This is a genomic window from Novosphingobium fuchskuhlense (genome assembly GCF_001519075.1).
Classification (GTDB): Bacteria; Pseudomonadota; Alphaproteobacteria; order Sphingomonadales; family Sphingomonadaceae; genus Novosphingobium; species Novosphingobium fuchskuhlense.
Genome location: NZ_KQ954244.1, coordinates 1004884 through 1024613, shown reverse-complemented (window position 1 = coordinate 1024613; position 19730 = coordinate 1004884). Strand labels below are relative to the sequence as shown.

At 67.3% G+C, this 19730-nt stretch carries 13 protein-coding genes; 5 read left to right on the top strand and 8 right to left on the bottom strand.

Annotated features, from left to right (window positions below):
* Nucleotides 1-126 precede the first annotated feature (126 nt).
* Nucleotides 127-1701: a glutamine-hydrolyzing GMP synthase gene (gene guaA, locus AQZ52_RS04615; protein WP_067906795.1), complete on the top strand. Its 1575-nt coding sequence runs from the start codon at nucleotides 127-129 to the stop codon at nucleotides 1699-1701.
* A gap of 30 nt (nucleotides 1702-1731) precedes the next feature.
* Here the strand turns inward: guaA and AQZ52_RS04610 are convergent, their stop codons facing one another.
* The 3 genes from AQZ52_RS04610 to AQZ52_RS04600 form a co-directional block, all read right to left on the bottom strand.
* On the bottom strand, nucleotides 1732-2334 hold the full coding sequence (locus AQZ52_RS04610) for an NAD(P)H-dependent oxidoreductase (RefSeq protein WP_067906793.1): 603 nt from the start codon (nucleotides 2332-2334) through the stop codon (nucleotides 1732-1734).
* Between the two features lie 218 nt (nucleotides 2335-2552).
* The gene (locus AQZ52_RS04605; protein ID WP_067906791.1) at nucleotides 2553-3380 is read right to left on the bottom strand and encodes a TauD/TfdA family dioxygenase; all 828 of its coding nucleotides are present in this window, start codon (nucleotides 3378-3380) and stop codon (nucleotides 2553-2555) included.
* A gap of 154 nt (nucleotides 3381-3534) precedes the next feature.
* Nucleotides 3535-4431 carry a LysR family transcriptional regulator gene (locus AQZ52_RS04600; RefSeq protein ID WP_067909450.1) on the bottom strand — a complete coding sequence of 299 codons (897 nt, stop codon included), beginning with the start codon at nucleotides 4429-4431 and terminating at the stop codon, nucleotides 3535-3537.
* A gap of 108 nt (nucleotides 4432-4539) precedes the next feature.
* Here AQZ52_RS04600 and AQZ52_RS04595 point away from each other — a divergent pair, with 108 nt between their 5' ends.
* From AQZ52_RS04595 to AQZ52_RS04585, 3 genes are read left to right on the top strand one after another with little or no spacing between them, the layout of a single operon-like run.
* The gene (locus AQZ52_RS04595) at nucleotides 4540-6117 is read left to right on the top strand and encodes a proton-conducting transporter transmembrane domain-containing protein (RefSeq protein ID WP_067906789.1); all 1578 of its coding nucleotides are present in this window, start codon (nucleotides 4540-4542) and stop codon (nucleotides 6115-6117) included.
* A gap of 31 nt (nucleotides 6118-6148) precedes the next feature.
* On the top strand, nucleotides 6149-8557 hold the full coding sequence (locus AQZ52_RS04590) for a YbcC family protein (RefSeq protein ID WP_067906787.1): 2409 nt from the start codon (nucleotides 6149-6151) through the stop codon (nucleotides 8555-8557).
* 3 nt (nucleotides 8558-8560) lie between these two features.
* Complete coding sequence (locus AQZ52_RS04585) at nucleotides 8561-9436, top strand: DUF6671 family protein (protein ID WP_067906785.1); 876 nt, start codon at nucleotides 8561-8563, stop codon at nucleotides 9434-9436.
* Between the two features lie 35 nt (nucleotides 9437-9471).
* On the opposite strand, the gene AQZ52_RS04580 is transcribed toward AQZ52_RS04585, so the two are convergent.
* The 4 genes from AQZ52_RS04580 to AQZ52_RS04565 form a co-directional block, all read right to left on the bottom strand.
* On the bottom strand, nucleotides 9472-10308 hold the full coding sequence (locus AQZ52_RS04580; RefSeq protein WP_067906782.1) for a DODA-type extradiol aromatic ring-opening family dioxygenase: 837 nt from the start codon (nucleotides 10306-10308) through the stop codon (nucleotides 9472-9474).
* Nucleotides 10309-10384: 76 nt separating this feature from the next.
* On the bottom strand, nucleotides 10385-11905 hold the full coding sequence (locus tag AQZ52_RS04575; protein ID WP_067906780.1) for a cryptochrome/photolyase family protein: 1521 nt from the start codon (nucleotides 11903-11905) through the stop codon (nucleotides 10385-10387).
* On the bottom strand, nucleotides 11902-13428 hold the full coding sequence (locus tag AQZ52_RS04570; protein WP_067906778.1) for an FAD-binding domain-containing protein: 1527 nt from the start codon (nucleotides 13426-13428) through the stop codon (nucleotides 11902-11904). Before AQZ52_RS04570 ends, AQZ52_RS04575 begins: the two co-directional genes overlap by 4 nt.
* Complete coding sequence (locus AQZ52_RS04565; protein WP_067906776.1) at nucleotides 13425-14657, bottom strand: FAD-binding domain-containing protein; 1233 nt, start codon at nucleotides 14655-14657, stop codon at nucleotides 13425-13427. Before AQZ52_RS04565 ends, AQZ52_RS04570 begins: the two co-directional genes overlap by 4 nt.
* A gap of 266 nt (nucleotides 14658-14923) precedes the next feature.
* On the opposite strand from AQZ52_RS04565, the gene AQZ52_RS04560 reads away from it, so the two are divergent.
* Nucleotides 14924-18370, top strand: coding sequence for a trifunctional glycoside hydrolase family 18/polysaccharide deacetylase/glycosyltransferase family 2 protein (locus tag AQZ52_RS04560; RefSeq protein WP_082697551.1), 3447 nt, complete (start codon nucleotides 14924-14926; stop codon nucleotides 18368-18370).
* Here AQZ52_RS04560 and AQZ52_RS04555 read toward each other — a convergent pair.
* Nucleotides 18326-19729 (bottom strand): HAMP domain-containing sensor histidine kinase, encoded by a 1404-nt coding sequence (locus AQZ52_RS04555; protein WP_240481450.1) that lies wholly within the window; start codon nucleotides 19727-19729, stop codon nucleotides 18326-18328. The two genes, AQZ52_RS04560 and AQZ52_RS04555, sit on opposite strands and share 45 nt — an antisense overlap.
* Between the last annotated feature and the right edge of the window lies 1 nt (nucleotide 19730).

Sequence of the window (19730 nt, the reverse complement as noted above, 5' to 3'; positions counted from 1 at the left end):
TTGGGGAAGCACGAATATTTCAATACTAAAACATTTTATAAACCAGATGCACAGTGCGCAATCGCATTCTCCGCCTTTTTTCCGCCCTCGCTGGACAGGTGCGGCGCTGCCCATTATCCGCCTGTCATGAGCACACAGCCTTCAGAATCGAGCCTGCCGGAGTCCATCCTGATCGTCGACTTCGGCAGCCAGGTCACTCAGTTGATCGCGCGCCGTGTCCGTGAGGCGGGTGTCTACTCCGAGATCGCCCCGTTCACCCAGGCCGAAGCCGCCTTCCACCGGATGAAGCCCAAGGGCATCATTCTCTCCGGCTCCCCGGCCAGCGTGCCCGCCGAAGGCAGCCCGCGCGCGCCGCAGGTGCTGTTCGACAGCGGCCTGCCCATCCTTGGCATCTGCTACGGCCAGCAAGTGATGAGCCATCAGCTTGGCGGCACGGTCGAACCCGGCGACTCCGGTGAATTCGGTCGCACCTTCCTGACGGTGACCGAACCCTGCGTGCTGTTCGACGGGCTCTGGGCCGTTGGCGAGCGCCACCAGGTGTGGATGAGCCACGAGGACAAGGTGACGCAGTTCGCGCCCGGCTTCCGCACCGTCGCGATGTCCGATGGCGCGCACTTCGCCGTCGTCGCGAACGACGAGAAGCGCTATTACGGAACCCAGTTCCACCCCGAAGTGGTCCACACGCCCGATGGCGGCAAACTCATCGCCAACTTTGTGCGCCACGTCTGCGGGTGCGCCGGCGATTGGACCATGGCGGAGTTTCGCAAGACCAAGATCGCCGAAATTCGCGAGCAGGTGGGCGACAGCCGCGTGATCTGCGGACTTTCGGGCGGTGTCGATTCGGCCGTTGCAGCGGTGCTCATCCACGAAGCGATCGGCGATCAGCTCACCTGCGTTTTCGTCGATCACGGCCTCATGCGAATGGGCGAGGCCGAGCAGGTCGTGAGCCTGTTCCGCAATCATTACAACATTCCGCTCGTCCACAAGGACGTTTCGGCGCTGTTCCTGGGCGGCCTAGCGGGCGTCACCGACCCCGAAGCCAAGCGCAAGTTCATCGGCAAGACCTTCATCGACGTGTTCGAGGCCGAGGCGAAGCAGGTGGGCGGCGCCGATTTCCTTGCGCAGGGCACGCTCTATCCCGACGTGATCGAGAGCGTCTCGTTCACCGGCGGACCTTCGGTGACGATCAAGAGCCACCACAACGTCGGCGGACTGCCCGAGCGGATGAACATGAAGCTCGTCGAACCCTTGCGCGAGCTGTTCAAGGACGAAGTCCGCGCGCTGGGCCGCGAACTGGGCCTGCCGGAAATCTTCGTCGGCCGTCACCCTTTCCCCGGCCCGGGCCTGGCCATCCGCATCCCCGGCGAAGTGACGCGCGAGAAATGCGATATCCTGCGCAAGGCCGACGCAATCTATCTCGAGGAGATCCGCAGCGCCGGGCTTTACGATGCGATCTGGCAGGCTTTTGCGGTTTTGCTGCCGGTCAAGACCGTGGGCGTGATGGGCGATTTCCGCACATATGATAGCGTCTGTGCGCTGCGCGCCGTCACCTCGACCGATGGCATGACCGCCGACATCTATCCTTTCGATGCAGGCTTTCTCAGCCGAGTGGCGACGCGCATCGTCAACGAGGTCAAGGGCATCAACCGCGTGGTCTACGACTACACCTCGAAGCCGCCCGGCACGATCGAGTGGGAGTGATCGCGCTGCGGATCAGGCGCGCGCGCTGCCTCAGGCCGCGAGCGCCTGGGGCAGGCGCGCCTGCCAGCGGCGGGGACGACGCGCCGGATCGGCATCGCGGTCGGATGCGATAGTCGCGATCTCATCGATACCCATGAAGCGCAGCTGGGTGTGGATGCAGTGAACCTGGTGCGTGGTCAGCGCCTCGCTGTGCCAGGGCCCGGTCTGAGCGGCGAGCACAATGGCCTTCTTGCCAGTAAGCAGGCCTTCAGGGCCCCGCGCGCTGTAACGAAACGTCCGGTCGGCGCGGATCACCTGTGCGAACCAGGCCTGCAATCCCGGATGCAGGCCCATCGCATAGAGCGGCGCGCCGAAGCCCTTGCTGGCGCGGCTGCGGCGATACCATTCGGCAAGGGCCGGCGTCGTCGGATGGTGGCCAATTGGCGCGCCGATGACCAGCAATTCAGCCTCCTCCAGCTCACGCACCAGCGTGTCCGGACAGGCCACTTCGCCCCCCTTGAGGCCCGCAAGATCGCGATAGCGCACATCCAGTTCAGGCACATGATCCGCGACCAGGTCCACAACGCCAGCAAGCTGCGCTTGAATCCAGGCCTGGCGGGGGGGTACGGCAGGCAGGAGGGCAAGTGCATTCATCGGCAGTGGTCTTCCGGCGCGGTGCGAAGGGTTGGACAGGCCTGAAACAAGCAGCCGTCTAGTAACGGCTAGGAGCAGAGTCTGACCGATTCTCCGACTCCGAATGATGCAGCTTTGCTGACAAGTGCCGATCCGTTGGTACCGAAATGACAACAAAAAGCGCCCGGTCGGTTCAGGGCCGACCGGGCTGCCGCCTCCTCCGCTGGATCAGGGCGTCTTCAGCGCCGGCCCTGCGCCATCTTCCACATCGGGTTATCCGGACGCGGAAGCTGGCGGTAGAGCACCGAAGCACTGTTCCAGATGACCAGATCACCCGGTTGCCAAGTGTGCCGGTAGACGAAGGCAGGCTGCGTCACCCACGTACGCAGACCGCCGAGGAAGGCTTCGCTTTCCAGGAATTCGATGCCCGCGATCTGAATCGCCGTATCATCGAGCAGCAGGCCATGGCGGCCGCCGGGGAGCGGCTGGACCAGCGGCAACTCCATGCTTTGCCGGGCCATCCACTGCATCAGCGCCTCGTGGCGCGGCTCCCGCTCGTGGTAAAGCCGGTCGTGCCAGAAACCATGCAGCACGGTGTGGGACGCAAGCTCTCGCTGTTCGGCGGGCATCAGGCCGTCCCACGCGGCTGCCGTGCAGGCAAACTCGGTCGGTGCCGCACTGCTGCCCATGCCCGGGATCGCCATGATGGAGACGCCGCCGGGCGCATGGCCCAGCACATGATCGCTTTCCGAGATGTGGCCGTTGCGCACGTATTCAGCGAGCGCGGACACCTTGGGATCGCCGACGATGAGGTAGTCCTCGGGGACTGGAAGGCGTGCTGGGGCAAGCGGTCCGTGGAGCATGGCATCAAGCCGGTCTGCAAACGAACGCAGCGGCCGCTCCGGACAGAACGCCTGCCGGACGACAATAACTTCCATGTCTTCAAGCCTTGTCAGCAGCCAATCCCGGTCACCGATCAGCAGATCGGCCAGAGCGCCTCGATCCAGCGTCATGATCGGCTTGCCAAGACCTGAAGACTGCTCACTCTTCACATCATAAAAAGCCATAATTGGCTCACCTCCTTTGCAGGAGATGGGAAATATTTAATCTAATTTAAGTGTTTTTTATTTTATTTTTATTTTGATAAATATCAATGTCAACTTGAACGGAATTTGCAATTATAGACAGGGGCTGTGTGAGAATCGCGGAGCACTGCCGCGTTCAAGCGTTGTCGAACCGGTCGCGCATGGCCCGGTCGATGAGGTCACGCACCACCGGATTGGGAAACCGCCGCTGGGTGGTGACGGCCAGAAACGTCTCGGCAATCCCCGGCAGTGCTTCGGCCTCCGCGAGCGTGCCGTCGGCGAGTTCGTCGCGCACCGCGATCGGGGGGAGCACCCCCAGCGCATGACCCTCACGCACGATGAGGCGCATCATCGCCATGTCATCCACTTCCGCGGCGATCTGCGGGCGCAGGCCGAGCCGGTCGACGAGCGCATCGAAGCCGACCCGCATGCCGCTGCCCGCAGCCGGCAGGACCACCGGATGCACCCGCAGCAACTCCGCCACGGCGCGCGTCTCGCCCAGCAACGCCGGTGCGCCGACAAGGCTGACCGGCTGCTCCGACAGGCGATGGACGATGAAGGGGGTCAGCGCATCGCTGGCGGGAGCCTGATCGGTGAGAATGGCATCGAGCCCGAGCGACTGCAAAGCGCCGAGCAACTCGGCCTGGCTGCCCGAGCGCAGCACGACTTCGATATCGGCGCGGGCCAGCAGCGGTTCCACGAAGCTGATCTGGAAATTGCGCGAAAGTGTGGCGAGCGCGCCGATCCGCACCGCCTGCCGCGCCGCGCCGGTTTCCTTGAGCGTGCCGAGCAGTTCATCGCCGGTCGCGAAGATCGCTTCGGCATGATCGAGCGTGATGCGGCCCGCCTCGGTCAGGTGCAGCGCGCGGCCCCGACGTTCAAACAGCGCATGACCGAGACGATCCTCGAGCTTGCGGATCTGCACCGATAACGCGGACTGCGAGACATGGAGCCGTTCCGCCGTCCGCGAGAGGTTGCCGTCCTGCGCGACGGCCCAGAAATAGCGGAGATGGTTGTAATTGAGCTCACCCATATCGTTCACTTAAAACGAACGGTATGGGCTAAACAATGAATTTTTTGCTGATCTGCGGTTTCGCTAGGTGAGGGGCAACAAGCGTGCCCCTCCAGTGGAGCCCCGAAGATGTCCCTTCCCCTTCTGGTCCTTGCCCCACCCGCGCTCCTGCTGATCGCGGCTGCGTTCGGCTTTGCGCGGCCCGGCCGCATCGGTCGCGCCCCGCTTGGCGCAATCGAACTGCTCGCCCTGCTGGCTGCGGCGCTGTCCTGCGGCACGATGGTGGCGCTCGCCGGCGGCGGAGCGACCACGCTGCCCCTGTTCGCGGCCAGCCCCGCGCTGCCACTGCTGGCCTTCCGGCTCGACCTTATCAGCGGGGTGATGCTGCTCCTGGTCAGCTTCGTCGGCTGGATCGTGGTGCGCTATGCCCGCGTCTACCTCGATGGCGAGACGCGCTACGGCGTGTTCATGGCCTGGCTGGCAACGACGCTCGCCATGGTCATGCTGCTGGTCACGGCCGGCTCGCTGGTCCAGCTGCTCGGTGCCTGGATCGCGACCAGCCTCGCGCTCCACAAGCTGCTGCTGTTCTATCCGGAACGGGTCGCCGCCCAGCGCGCCGCGCGCAAGAAGTTCGTCACCGCCCGTGCCGGTGACGCCGCGCTGCTGGGTGCCGCGCTCCTCATGCTCAAGGCCTATGGCACGACCGATCTGCCGGCGATCCTTGCCGCCGCCCATGCCGGCATGGGCGGATATGCCGCGATGGGCGCAGCCGGGCTGCTGGCGATTGCCGCCCTGCTCAAGTCCGCGCAGTTCCCGCTCCACGGCTGGCTCACCGAAGTGATGGAAGCGCCCACGCCGGTTTCCGCGCTGCTCCACGCGGGCGTGATCAACGCGGGCGGGTTCCTGCTGATCCGCTTTGCCGATGTCATGCTGCTTGCCCCCGGCGTCCTTGCTGTCCTCGTCATGATCGGCGGCTTCACCGCGCTGTTCGGCGGGCTCGTCATGCTCACGCAGCCGGCAATCAAGACTTCGCTCGCCTGGTCGACCGTCGGCCAGATGGGCTTCATGATCATGCAGTGCGGCCTCGCGCTGTTTCCCCTCGCGCTGCTGCACATCGTGCTGCACTCGCTCTACAAGGCGCATGCCTTCCTCGCCTCGGGCGGTGCGGTCGAGCAGATCGCGGCGGCGCGGCGCCCAGGGCCGGTGGCCATCCCGCGCCCCGCGGCGGTCGGCCGCGCGTTCCTGGCGGCGCTCGCCATCTACACGGTAATGAGCTTTGCTTTCGACGCGGTTCCGGGCTTCCACCACAAGTCGCCGCAGGCGGTCGCACTGGGTGCCATCCTGATCTTCGGCGTCGCCTACCTTTTCGCCCAGGGCCTCGCCGACAGCGCGCCGCGCGCGCTGACCCGCAAGATGGCTGTCTACGCAGTCGCCGCCTCGATCGGCTACTTTACGCTCCATGGCCTCGCGCTCTGGCTCACCGCCGGGACGCTGCCTGCCACGCCCGCACCGGGTCCGCTCGAATGGACGCTGATGGTGCTCTCGGTGCTGAGCTTCGGCCTTGTCGCGGTGGCGCAGTCGATGTTCCCGCTGTGGGCCTACCACCCGGCGGCAGCGGGCCTGCGCGTCCACCTCTCCAACGGCCTCTACGCCAACGCCCTGTTCGACCGGATGCTCGGCGGCTGGACTCTCAAGCGGCCTGCGTGAGCTGCACACTCTCTCCCGAAGGATCACTCCCATGCTCCTGATCCCCACCGACAACAGCCAGACGCTCGCGCAGCTCAAGGTCGCCGCCGATGGCGCCGCCCGCGCCATTCCCCCGGTCTGGCCGCTGGCCTCCAGCGTCGCGGTCAACCCCTGGCTCGGCCAGACCGGCCTTACCCTTGCCGAAACCGCCGCGCTCATGGCGCGCGTTTCGGGCACCCCGGTGACGATGCCGCGCCGGTGGTACCGCGACCGGATCGCCAGCGGGGCCATCACCGACGCGGATCTCGCCGCCGCCCTCGCCGCTTCGCCCCACGCTGGCAAGCCGCATTCGCTGGCGGCGCTGCAGGCCGCCATCGCCCATGATCCGGCACCAGCCACGGCTGTGCCGACGGTGGCTGACCTTGCCGCCAAGGCTTCGGGCATCGACTGGCCCGGCGTGATCGCCGAGCGTTTCGGCGCCTGGGCGGGCGGCTATTTCGACAAGGGCCAGGCGCTGTGGGCCGCCCCACGCGGCAAGGGTGCCTATGCCGCGTGGCAGGCCGTCGCCAGCCACGACCTGACGCCAGAGATCGCCGGCCTCGCCGGCTTCGGCAGCTTCGTTGCCGATGCCCCTGAACGCGCGGCCGAAGCGCTCGCAAGCGCGGTCGCCGCGATGCAACTGCCGACCGCCGCTCTGGCAACCTACTTCCACAGCCTGCTCGTCACGCTCGGCGGCTGGGCCCATGTCGCGCGCTACGAACTGTGGCAGGCCGAGCTGGCCGGACGCAGCGACCAGACGACCACCGATTTCCTCACCATCCGCCTGCTGTGGGAACAGGCCCTGCTCGCCCGATATGGCGCCGAGATCGGCCATGGCTGGCTCGCCGCCTTGGCTGCACATGAAGAGCCGGTCTCGCCGACGGCGGACCAGATCATCGACGCGGTCCTGCAGGAAGCGACTGAACGCGCCGGGCAATCGGCGCTGGCGGAAACGCTGGCAGCGCCGCTGGAGGGCTTCGAACGCCAGCCTCCTGTCTTGCAGGCCGCCTTCTGCATCGACGTGCGCTCCGAGGTGTTCCGCCGCGCACTGGAATCGCTCGACCGGCGCATCCAGACGCTGGGCTTTGCCGGGTTCTTCGGCCTCACTGCCTCGCACCAGCGCTTTGCCTCGGATGTCCGGGAACACCGCCTTCCGGTGCTGCTCAATGCCGGGCTCACCAGCCGCACCGGCGGCGAAGGGGCCACGGATGCCCGCCACACTGCCCGCGCGGCGCGGGCCTGGGGCCGCTTCAAGCTGGCGGCGGTTTCCTCGTTCGCCTTCGTCGAGGCGGCGGGCCCGATCTATATCGGCAAGCTGCTCAAGGACGCGCTCGGCCTCAAGGCCAACAAGCCGCCGCGCGATCCCAAGCCCTTTGCCGATCCCGCACCAGATGCGGCGACCCGCGTCGGCATGGCCGCCTCTATCCTCGGCGCAATGTCGCTCACCGCGGATTTCGCGCCGCTGGTGCTGCTGGCTGGCCACGGCGCCAATGTCGTCAACAATCCGCACGCCAGCGGCCTTCACTGCGGCGCCTGCGGGGGCTATTCGGGCGAGGTCAACGCGCGCCTGCTGGCCGGGCTGCTCAATGATCCCGAAGTGCGTGCCGGACTCGTCGACAAGGGAATCGTGATCCCGCAGACGACGCTGTTCATCGCCGCGCTGCACGATACCACGACCGATGCGGTGACGCTCTACACCGAGGATCAGTCCACCGACGCGCACCGCGATGCCATCGCGCAGGCCGAGCAGTGGCTGGCCGCCGCCGCCGTGCTCACCCGCAGCGAACGCGCGCTGCGCCTTCCGCGTGCCAAGGATGATGCGAGCGTGATCAAGCGCAGCCGCGACTGGTCGGAAACCCGGGCGGAATGGGCGCTGGCCGGGTGCAAGGCCTTCATCGCCGCGCCGCGCATGCGCACGGCAGGCCGGAACCTCGAAGGCCGCGCCTTCCTCCACGACTACGTCTGGCGGCGCGACGAGGGCTTCGGTGTGCTTGAGCTGATCATGACCGCGCCGGTCGTCGTCGCGAGCTGGATCAGCCTGCAGTATTATGGCTCGAGCGTGGCACCGCAGCAGTTTGGCGGCGGCAACAAGCTGCTGCACAACGTGGTCGGCGGGATCGGCGTGATCGAGGGCAACGGCGGCCCCTTGCGGGCAGGGCTCCCGTGGCAATCGGTCCACGACGGGCACAAGCTGACGCACGAGCCGCTGCGCCTCTCGGTCTGCATTGAGGCCCCGCGCGAGGCGATGACCGCCGTGCTCCAGAAGCACGCCGGGGTGCGCGCACTGTTCGACAACACGTGGCTGCACCTCTTCGCCATCGACGACGCGGGCAAGCTGGCATGGCGCTATGCCGGCGACCTCCAGTGGGAAGCGATGGGCGAGGCCGTACCAGCCCAGGCGGCGACAGAACTGGCGAACTGAGCCATGGCGGTCCTCCCCCCACCCTGGGGCGATCTCTGCAACGGGGCACAAGCCATACTGGCCACGATGCACGGCAAGGAGCGGGCAATCGCTCCCCTTGCCGGGCGCTTCCTGGGCCTCGATGTGGCGGTGGCAACGGGGCTGGATACCGATGCCTTCGGCACCTTCAGCCGCGAGATCGAGCGGGCTGGAACGCCGCGCGATGCGGCGCGCGCAAAGATTGCAGCGGCCTTCAGGCTGCATCCCGAAGCGCGGGTGGGGATCGCCAGCGAAGGCAGCTTCGGCCCCCATCCGGGCCTGCCATTCGCCGCGCTGGACAGGGAACTCGTGCTGTTGATCGACCGGGCGAGCGGCCGTGAACTGATTGGCCATCACGCGACGATGGCCACCAACTTCGCGCATCGGACAGTGGCTGACATCGAGGCGGGTCTCGCCTTTGCGGCACGCGCCGGATTTCCCGCGCATGGCGTGATCGTGATGGGCGTGTCGGACGGGAAGCCCGCGCCGCAGCTTGGCTTGTTCAAGGCCATCGACACCGAGGCCAGCCTCAGCACCGCACTGGGCCGCATTCTCGCGCTGACAGGCGAGGCGCATATCGAGACCGACATGCGCGCACACCGCAATCCGCGCCGCATGCGCGCGATCAGGCGCGCGATGCTCGATCTTGTGCGCCGTTCGCGCAGCCTTTGCCCGATTTGCGCCTGGCCCGGCTTCGCGATCACGAAACGAGCCGCTGGGCTGCCCTGTGCATGGTGCGCCAGCCCGACACCGCAGACCCGCGCCGAGGTCTGGACCTGCGAAGGCTGCGGATACACCGAGGAGCGCCCGGTCCGCGCTGCAACGGCCGATCCGATGCACTGCGAGGCATGCAATCCCTAGCCTCTGGCCCTAACCACTGGCCCTAGAAACAAAACCTAGGCGGCGAGCTTGTCGAACCCCGTCGGCGTCACGTCCTCGCCGAAACGATAGGCCGAGGCGGTGATGCCGCCGCGCAGGTCGTTTTCGGAATAGATGCACACGCCCGGATCGCCGCCCGCGGCGCCCACCGCGACCATCAGCGGGATCAGGTGATCCTCGCGCGGGTGGGTCACTCGGGCATAGGGGGCCTGTTCCCAGCGCAGCAGCGCAGCGGCGCGGGCCTCCGGGTCCAGATCGAGCAGGCTATGCCGCAGCCAGCCGTCGAACTGGCGCGAAGGCTCGGCGGCGCGCGCGTCGAACATGCGCAAGTTGTGGTAGGATAGTCCGGAACCCATGATTACCACGCCTTCCTCGCGCAGCGGCGCGAGCGCGCGGCCCAGCGCCAGATGCGCGGCGGGATCGTAGCCCACCTTCATCGAGAGGCTGACGACGGGGAGGTCCGCTTGCGGGCGGATCGGCTGCATCATCGAGAAGGTGCCGTGATCGAACCCGCGCGCAGGGTCATCGCCCACAGTGATCCCGGCAGCCGCCGCCAGCGCGCGCACCCGCGCCGCCAAGGCCGGGTCGCCGGGTGCGGGATAGGAGATGTGGTAGGTGTGCTTGGGAAAGCCGTAATAGTCATAGACCATGCCCGGCTGCGCGGCGCTGGACACGGTGAATTCCGCCTCCTCCCAATGGCCCGAGACGGCCAGCACCGCACGGGGCGGTTCAGGCAGCTGCGCCGGGAGCGCCTTCAAAGAAGCCTCGAGCCAGGCAAAGCCCTCGCGGAACGGACCATCGAGCCACGGCCAGGGGCCGCCGCCATGCGAGAGGAAGAAGACGGGCTGTTTCATGCACCCAATTTAGGGGGTCATGACCTTTCGCAACAGGCAGAAGATGTGCGGGCCTGTGTTCGATAATTTCGAACAGTCAGAGCTTCGCCAGCACCGCCTTCGCGCTCTCGGCAATCCGCGCCTTCTCCGCATCGGCGAACTTGTCATACGTCCGCACCATCTGCGCCATACGGGGATTGCCGCCGATCTTTTCGCGATGCCGCGCGATGAAGTCCCAGTAGAGCGGGTTGAACGGGCAGGCATCCGGTCCAGTGCGCTGCTTCACATCATGGCGGCAGGTGCCGCAGTGGTTCGACATGCGGTTGATATAGGCCCCGCTCGCGGCATAGGGCTTGGAAGCAAGCAGGCCGCCATCGGCGAACTGGCTCATGCCGACGGTGTTGGGCAGCTCTACCCATTCATAGGCATCGGCATAGACGCTGAGATACCATTCGTGGAGTTCGTGCGGGTCGATCCCGGCGAGCAGCGCAAACGTGCCGGTGACCATCAGGCGCTGGATATGATGGGCATAGGCGTGCTGTCGCGTCTGCGTGACAGCGGCGCGGACGCAGGCCATATCCGTCTCGGCCGTCCAGTAGAAGGCCGGCAGCGGGCGCGTGTGTTCGAGGAAGTTGCGCTTCTCGTAGCCGGGCATCGTCAGCCAGTAGATCCCGCGCACATATTCGCGCCAGCCGATGATCTGGCGGATGAAGCCTTCGGCGGCATTGAGGGGGACACGGCCTGCCCGCCATTCGGCCTCGACCGCGCGGCACACCTCCAGCGGATCGAGCAGGCCACAGTTGAGATACTGTGCGATAACGGCGTGATAGAGGAACGGCTCGCCCTCCAGCATGGCGTCCTGATAGTCGCCGAAGCGAGGCAATGCGCGCTGCAGGAAGGCCGTGAAGGCGGCTTCGGCATCGGTGCGGGTGACAGCGAACTGGAAAGGTTCGAGATCGCCGAAGTGGTTGCCAAAGCGGCCTGCGACCAGCGCAATCACTTCCTGCGTGATCGCATCTGGCGCAAAAACCGGCGGACGCGGCATGAACAGGTCGGGCGCGGCGGCCTTGCGGTTTTCCGCATCGTAGTTCCACTCGCCGCCGGCGGGCTTGTCGCCGTCCATGAGGAGCCCGGTGCGCCGCCGCATCTCGCGGTAGAAGTATTCCATCCTGAGGGCCTTGCGGCCTTCGGCCCAGTCGCGGAACACCGGGAGCGGGCATACGAAGCGCGTATCGGGCAAAACCTCTACCGGCAGACCCAGCGCCGCTTCCCAGCCTGCGATCATCTGCGCGACGCGCCATTCGCCCGCTTCGGTGACGAGGATGCGTTCGGGGCCATGCTTCGCCACCGCGCGGGCAACTTCGCCGGAGAAGCTGCCGGTGTTGCCGGGCGCGTCCAGCGTCACATAATCGACCGTCCAGCCGCCTGCGCGCAGTTCCTCGGCAAAGTGGCGCATGGCGCTGAACAGGAAGGCGATCTTCTTCTTGTGGTGGCGGACATAGGTCGCCTCTTCGCTGACTTCGACCATCAGCACGCGGTCGCGCGCCTTGTCCGCCGCCTGCAGGGAGGACAGCGCAGGGCTGAGCTGATCGCCCAGCACAAGAATGAGCCGGCTCACAGATCAAGCGCCAGCTGCGAAGTAGCCGCGCGGCGGCGCGACTTCTGACCCGTCATCGGCATCCCGGCCTTGCGGCTGCCATGCTTCTCGGCGATCCGGCCGGCCGTCACGCGGTGGCCCGCGCCCTTGCGCACGCCATGCAGCGCCTCGCGCGCGGCTGCGGCGGCCTTCACGTGATCGACAATCGGCGGCGGATAGGCGAGGCCCGCCGCGCCGTCCCACCGCCACGGTTCGTGGATCAGCGGGGCCGGCACCTGCGCCAGTTCAGGGACCCACCGGCGCACGAACACCCCTTCCGGATCCTGATCGTGGCCCTGCTTGACGGGATTGTAGACGCGCATGGTGTTGATCCCCGTGGTGCCCGATTGCATCTGCACCTGGCTCCAGTGGATGCCCGGCTCATAATCGACGAATTGCCGCGCGAGATGCAGCCCGGTCGCGCGCCAGGGCAGCCAGAGCTGGTAGCTGGCGAACGAGACGAGCATCGCACGCATGCGGAAGTTGAGCCAGCCGTGGGCATCCAGCGCGCGCAGGCAGGCATCCACAAAGGGATAGCCGGTGCGCCCCTCGCACCAGGCGACCAGCCGCTCGGCATCGGGCAGATCGGGGCGGAGGCCATTGTAGGCGGGGTGGAGGTTTGAAAACTCGAGGCGCGGCTCATCCTCCAGCTTCTGCATGAAATGGCAGTGCCAGTGCTGGCGGCCGGTGAACGAGATCATCGAAGCGCGCCAGCTGCGCGCGCCTGCGCTCTCCTCTGCGCGCAGCCCCCCCAGCCGCGCCTGGCTGGCCTGCGCCACTTCGCGCATCGAAAGCGTGCCCCACGTGAGGTGCGGGGAAAGGCGCGAACTTGCATCGAAGGCGGTGACCGGGCTCGACATCTGCCAGCGATAATCGCGCCCGCGCTTTTCGAGAAAGCTGGCGAGCGTGGCGAGGGCCGCCGCGCGTCCACCGCTCTGGCGGTGGGGACAGGGATCGGGTGCGAGGCCGAGATCGGACGCCGCGGGAATGCGGGTGGGCCACTCTCGGCCAAGCGGCTCCAACGCTGTTGGCGGCGCGGTCAACGGCTCGGCCATGCGGCGATCCCATGCCCGCGCCCAGCCGTAGCGGGACTTGAGGCGGCGGATCACCCCGGTCTGCGGCACCTCGTGCCACGGAACGCCGGCTTCGTGCGCCCATGCCGAGACCGCCTTGTCGCGTGCATAGGTCCAGCCATTGCCGGTCTCCTCGTGGCTCCACAGCGCGGCGATGCCATGCCGTGCGTGGATCTTGCGCAGGATCGAAACCGCGTCACCCCGTACCACACTCAGCGGCTGACCGAGCGCGGCCAGAGCTGCCTGCAATTCGACCAGACTTTCAGCGGCAAAGGCCCATTGCCGGGCGGAGGCATCCTCCTCGGCCCAGAGTCCCGGCTCGGCAATATACAGGGGCAGGACCGGTCCTTGCGCTGCGGCAAGAGCCAGCGGACGATGATCCGCGATGCGCAGGTCGCGCTTGAACCACACGACCTGCAGCGGCCTTGTCACAGCATGCCCTCGGCGCGCAGGTGCCCCTCGATCTCGGCATCGAAGGCAAAGAAGCCGCGCCGCGCATGGGGCCACAGGGCGGCATCCCAGCGCCGCCGCACCGGACGCAGCACGAGGCCAGCGGCGGCCAGTTCCGGCTCCAGCGCTGCAAGCACATCGGCGACCGGACCGACCGGGGCATAGGGTGTCAGCACCTGCCGCGCGCCAGCCGCCTGCGCAGCCGCGATCACCGTTTCGGCGTCAAACCGGTCCGCCAGCATGCTGCTGCAGCGATGATGGGCAGCGGCTCGCGGCGCGGCGTCGGCAGCGGCTTCCCCCACATAGCGGCGCGCTGCCTCGCCCCAAAGCAGCGCGGGATCGCACACCGCGAGCACGCCCCGCACCGGCGCATCGGCAGCAAACAGCGATTCGGGGTTCAAGTCCTCGTGATGCACCAGCAGCAGGCTGGGCGCCGCGCCATCGGGTGGGGCAAGTGCGGCGAGCACCCCGGCCGGCCCGACCGGCGGCTCGGTCAGCGCTGCGGCTTCCTGTGCAAGCCCCTGCGGCGCAAAGCGTCCCTCGCTGTAGCGGGCGATGTTGTCCGCCCGCGCGAGATAGGTCTTGCCCGCCGTCTGCAGCCCCGCCACCCAGCGCCATGAAAGCGTGTTGCTGGCGGCATCCGCGTCGATCAGGTGGCGCAGGAAGAAATCCGCGCCCAGCGCCCACGGCAGGCGCAGCGTGAAGATCCAGATCGAAGCAAACCACATCCGCGCGTGGTTGTGGAGGTAGCCCGTCTCCACCAGTTCACGTGCCCAGGCATCGAAGCAATCGATGCCGGTGCGCCCCTCCACGGCGTGGGCCAGATCGGCACTGCCGCCCATGGCATCGCGCGCCGCATCGAGATCTACCAGATAGCGACGCCAGACCGAGGGCCGCAATTCGAGCCAGCCCTTCCAGTACGTCCGCCAGCAGACTTCCTGGATGAACTTGCCCGCTGCGCCAAAGCTGTGGCGTCCGAGCACTTCGGCCGCCACGTCCTGCTCGGTCACCAGCCGGTAGCGCACGGCAGGCGAAAGGCGCGACACTGCGGTGGGCCGCCCCGGCCCCGGATCAGTATTGCGCCCGGCAGCGTAGGACGCACCGGCACGCGGCACGAAGCGGCGCAGATGATCGAGGGAAGCCCGGCGTGTGGGAGAAGGAAGCATGGTCCTGCCCTTGGCGGCGTGCAGCCGTGCGGCCCAGATGGTCATGCGGGCAAGTCCTTGTGGTCCGGGCACTTAGCGAAAATGGCCAAAGCGTAATGTTCTGCTCACACCTGGGACGGACGCGCAGCCCTAGATGGGGTCTCGACGATGGGTGCCTGTCACGGGAAACGTGACGTGACGGTCCCCTGTTCCGATTTCCGGTCCGGCACCCATCGTCACCCAGCCGGCTGACGCAGACCCAGCCCGCGCATGAGCACTGCCTCTTGCGCGCTGACTTGCTGTCGGCCGTGCGCATTTTGGGGAAACGCAAGGTGTCTCGTCCGATCTTCTTCGATCCCACCGGCCGCCGCCGCCGCCTGACACGCCGCGGCGCGTTCGCAGGGCTTGTCGTGCTGCTCCTGGCGGCCGTTGTCTTCGCGACAACGGTTGTGGCGGTTCCGCCCGCCGCACCGCTCCCGCTGGGCTTCGAACGCCAGGCCCCGTTCCCCTTGAAGACACAGGTTAGCCGCATTTCGCAGCGGCTTGGCCAGCTGTTTGGCCGCCGCGGCGCGCCGGCACCGCGCAGTGGCGGGCAGGCGCTCGCCGTGGGATTCTACACATCGTGGAGCGATGGCAGCGCGCAGACGCTGCAGCGCCATATCGGCCAGCTCGACTGGGTGGCGCCCACCCTGTTTTCGCTCGGCAATGGCGGCAATCTGGTGGTCACCGACGATGCGCCGATGCGCCGCGTGCTAGCCTCGGCCCTGCACCGGCCCCTTGTGGTGCCGGTGCTCCAGAACGCCGCAAACGCAAAGTGGGACGGCGCCGGCGCGACCGCGGTCATGGAAAATGCGGCGCGGCGCGCGGCGCTGGTCGGCCAGATCGATGCCGCGCTCGACCGGTCGGGCGATGGCGGCGTGATGATCGACTTCGAGAACCTCCCGAAGCCCGGCATCGCCGCGCTGCAGGGCTTCGTGGCGGATCTCCACGCGCGCCTCGCGCCCAAGCACCGCGTCGTGGCGGTGACCATGCCGATCGATGATGCCGAATGGTCGGCAAAGCGGCTGGCGAGCGTGGCCGACAAGGTCGTGCTGATGGCCTATGACGAGCACTGGCAGGGCGGCGAGCCAGGGCCGATCGCCTCGAACGGCTGGTTCGCGGGCCATCTCGCAGAGCAGCTCAAGGGCCTGGCCGCGAACAAGGTGATCGTCGCGCTCGGCAACTATGCCTACGATTGGCATGGCAACCATGCCGATGTGCAGACCGTCGAGGAAGCATGGCTGTCCGCGCACGACAGCGGCACGATCCCGACGTGGGACAAGGCCAGCGGCAACACCGGCTTCGGCTATCTCGACGACGCGGACGAGAATGCGGCAACACCGCCGGACCGGCATCAGGTGTGGATGCTGGACGCCGCTTCCAGCTGGAACCAGATGCAGATGCTCTCGCGCCTTGGCGTCGGGTCGGTCGCGCTGTGGCGGCTTGGCTCGGAGGATCCCGGCTTCTGGAATGTGCTCAAGGCCTGGCGCGACGGGCATGGCGAACGCCCCGACCTTGGCCGCATCGCACAGGCCAACAACGTCGACGTCGAAGGCAACGGCGAGATCCTGCGGATCGATGCGACGCCGCAGGAAGGCTCGCGCCAACTGCACTTCCCGGCGGCCGGAATCGGCCAGCCCCAGCTGATCGACGACGAACGGTATGCCAGCCTGCCGACGCCCTATGTCGTGCGCCGCACCGGCGACCGGCCGAAGCTCGTCGCGCTGACATTCGATGACGGGCCGGACCCCAAGTACACGCCCGAAATCCTTTCGGTGCTCGAGCGGTACCATGTCCCCGCGACGTTCTTCATCATCGGCGAGAACGGTGTCGCCGGGCGCAGCACCTTGCAGCGCATGGTGGCCGACGGGGACGAGATCGGCAACCACAGCTACACGCACCCCAACATGGCGGAGGATTCCACAACTGGCGTGAAGCTGGAACTCAATGCCACGCAGCGCCTGATCGAGGCCTATACCGGTCGCTCCACCCGCCTGTTCCGTGCGCCCTATTTCGGCGACGCCGAGCCGACCACCTCGGACGAGATCGGACCGGCGCTGATCGCACAGCAGCAGGGCTACACCGTGGTCGGCCTGCACGCCGACCCGGGCGACTGGATGAAGCGCAGCGCCGACGACATCGTGAACCGCACCGTGGACGCGGTCGAACATGCCACGCCCGATCGCAGCGCCAATGTGGTGCTGCTCCACGACGGCGGCGGGAACCGCCAGCAGACTGTCGAGGCGCTGCCCCGGATCATCGAACGGCTCGAGGCCGACGGCTACCGGCTCGTCCCGGCATCCACGCTGGCCGGCCTCAAGCGCGACGATGTGATGCCGCAGGTCAAGGGCTGGGACCTTGCCGCCGTGCGTGTCGATGTCACCATCTTCTCGGTGCTGGCCGTGCTCCTGGCCGCGCTTAACTGGAGCTTCTTCTTCGCGATTGCGCTGGGCGTGATCCGGGCGCTGGGCCTGACCGGCCTCGCACTCGTGCCTGACCGGCGGAAAGTCCCGGCACTCGACAACGGCTACCAGCCCTTGGTCAGCGTGATCATCCCCGCCTACAACGAGGAGCGTGTGATCGAGAGCTCGATCCACCGCATTCTCGCCAGCGATTATCCGCACATGGAAGTGATCGTGGCGGACGACGGTTCGAAGGACCGCACGAGCGCGATCGTTGCCGCCGCCTTCGGAGACCACCCGCAAGTGCGGCTGATGACGATGGCGAACGGCGGCAAGGCCTCGGCGCTCAACCGCGCGCTCGCGGTGGCGAGCGGCGAGATTGTCGTCGCGCTGGATGCCGATACGCAGTTCGAACCGCAGACGATCGCGCGGCTGGTGCGCTGGTTCGAGAACGGGCGCGTGGGCGCTGTGGCGGGCAACGCCAAGGTCGGCAACCGGGTCAATCTCGTCACCCGCTGGCAGGCGGTCGAGTACATCACCGCGCAGAACATCGAACGCCGCGCGCTCACCCGCTTCGGGGCGATCATGGTCGTACCGGGAGCGGTCGGCGCATGGCGGCGGGCGGCGCTGAACGATGTTGGCGGCTATCCGGAGGATACCCTGGCCGAGGATCAGGACCTCACGATCGCCATCCAGCGCAAGGGCTGGAAGGTGTGCTACGACGAAGACGCGGTTGCCTGGACCGAAGCGCCCGAAACGCTGGCCGCGCTTTCCAAGCAGCGCTTCCGCTGGGCCTTCGGCACGCTGCAATGCCTGTGGAAGCACCGCTCGGTGCTGTGGCAGCGCAAGCCTGTGGGTCTCGCGTTCGTCGGCATGCCGCAAGCCTGGCTGTTCCAGATCCTCTTTGCGCTCATCTCGCCGCTGATCGATCTGGCACTCGGCGTCTCGATTGCCGGAACCGCGCTCAGGATCATGCAGCATGGCTGGGCCCAGACGCAGACCGACGTGCTGCGCATGGGTGCCTATTGGGCCGTGTTCACCGCAATCGACCTTGTTTGCGGCTGGGTCGCCTACCGGCTCGACGTGCGCGAGAAGCGCTTCCCGCCGATCCTGCTGCTGAGCCAGCGCTTCGTCTACCGCCAGTTGATGTACAGCGTGGTGATCCGCGCGGTGGGCGCGGCGCTGCAGGGCCTCGGCATCGGCTGGGGCAAGCTGGAGCGGACGGGCCGCGTCTCGGCCGGTCAAGTTTCAGGCGGTGAGGTCTCGGGCGAGCAGGTTTCAGGTGGGCGGGCGTCAGACGGGAAGGCGCAGGGTGGCGACCAGGCCCTTGCCGCCTGAAGGGCCGCCTTCGACCGGATCGCCAAGCACGAAATGGCCGCCATGCAGCCGCGCAACTGCGGCGACCATGGCCAGCCCAAGCCCTCCGCCCGGCCGGGTCCGTGCATCGTCAAGCCGCACGAAGCGCTCGACCACGCGGGCCCGGTCGGCGGGCGCAATACCCGGGCCGTTGTCCTCCACGGCAATCTCTGCCCAGCTCTCGCCGTCAGCATCCAGTCGATGCCGGGTACTGACGACGACGGTGTCGCCGCCATACTTGAGCGCATTGTCGATGAGATTGGCCAGCGCACGCGAGACGAGTTCGCGGTCGGCAGCGGCAGTCACCGGCTCCAGCCGGGTTTCGAGCCGCACATCGGACTGTTCGGCGAGCGGATCGTAGAGTTCGACAAGATCCTCCGCCACCGCCGCGAGATCGAGCGGGCAGCGACGGTCTTCCACCGCGCCGCCTTCGATCATGCTGATCTCCAGCGCTGTTTCCAGCATGGCGCGCAAGGCATCGGCATCAGCGCGCGCAGCCTGCAGCGCCTCGAGCGCACGCGACTCTTCGACGCGCGCCAGAGCAAGATCGAGCGCGGCCGAGAGACGGGTGACCGGTGAGCGCAGATCATGGGCCAGGGCGCCCGAGACCGCGCCCAATTGGCTGACCAGTTCGCCGATGCGCTCGGCCATGAGGTTCATCTGCTGGCGCAAGTGATTGAAGCCGTCGCCGGTCCCTTCGATCGGCACGCGCGCGCCGAAGTTGCCCGAGGCGAGCTCCGCCGCGGTTTCGGCGATCTGGTGCGTGCGCCGGCTGATCACGAACCCGACGACAGCCGCGCTGAGCAGCGCCATCAGCACGGCGACGGCAATGGTCAGTTCGGCGGTGGCGGCGAAAGCGACATCGATGCGGTGCTCGGTGAGGCTGACAACGCCCACCACGAGACGCTCGCCATCGGGCAACTGGCCGACCAGCGCCAGCCCCTCGCTCGGCGGCTGGTCCGGCCCGCGCCGGACGACGACAGGCTGCGGCCGCGCCGCCAGAGGTATGGCCGGAACCCGCACGAGGTTGCTGAGCACGGGTGTGCCCTTGCCGATCAGGGCAATGAACACCGCCGGATCGGCTGCGCTGCCGCGCCGCGCGGTAATGAACTCCGCCAGTTCCTCGCGCCCACCGTCATAGTAGGCGGCCAGCAGGTCGTCACGCACGTCGATGACCTGGCGTTGGCGATCGAGGCGCACCACATCGAGCATCTGCCCGCGCAGGAACACGATCACCAGCGCGCTGGAGACGAGCTGCAACAGGAAGATCGCGCTCACCACCCGCAGCATCGTCGGGGAAAGACCGCGACGCAGCAGACGGCGGGACGGACGGGGCGCCATG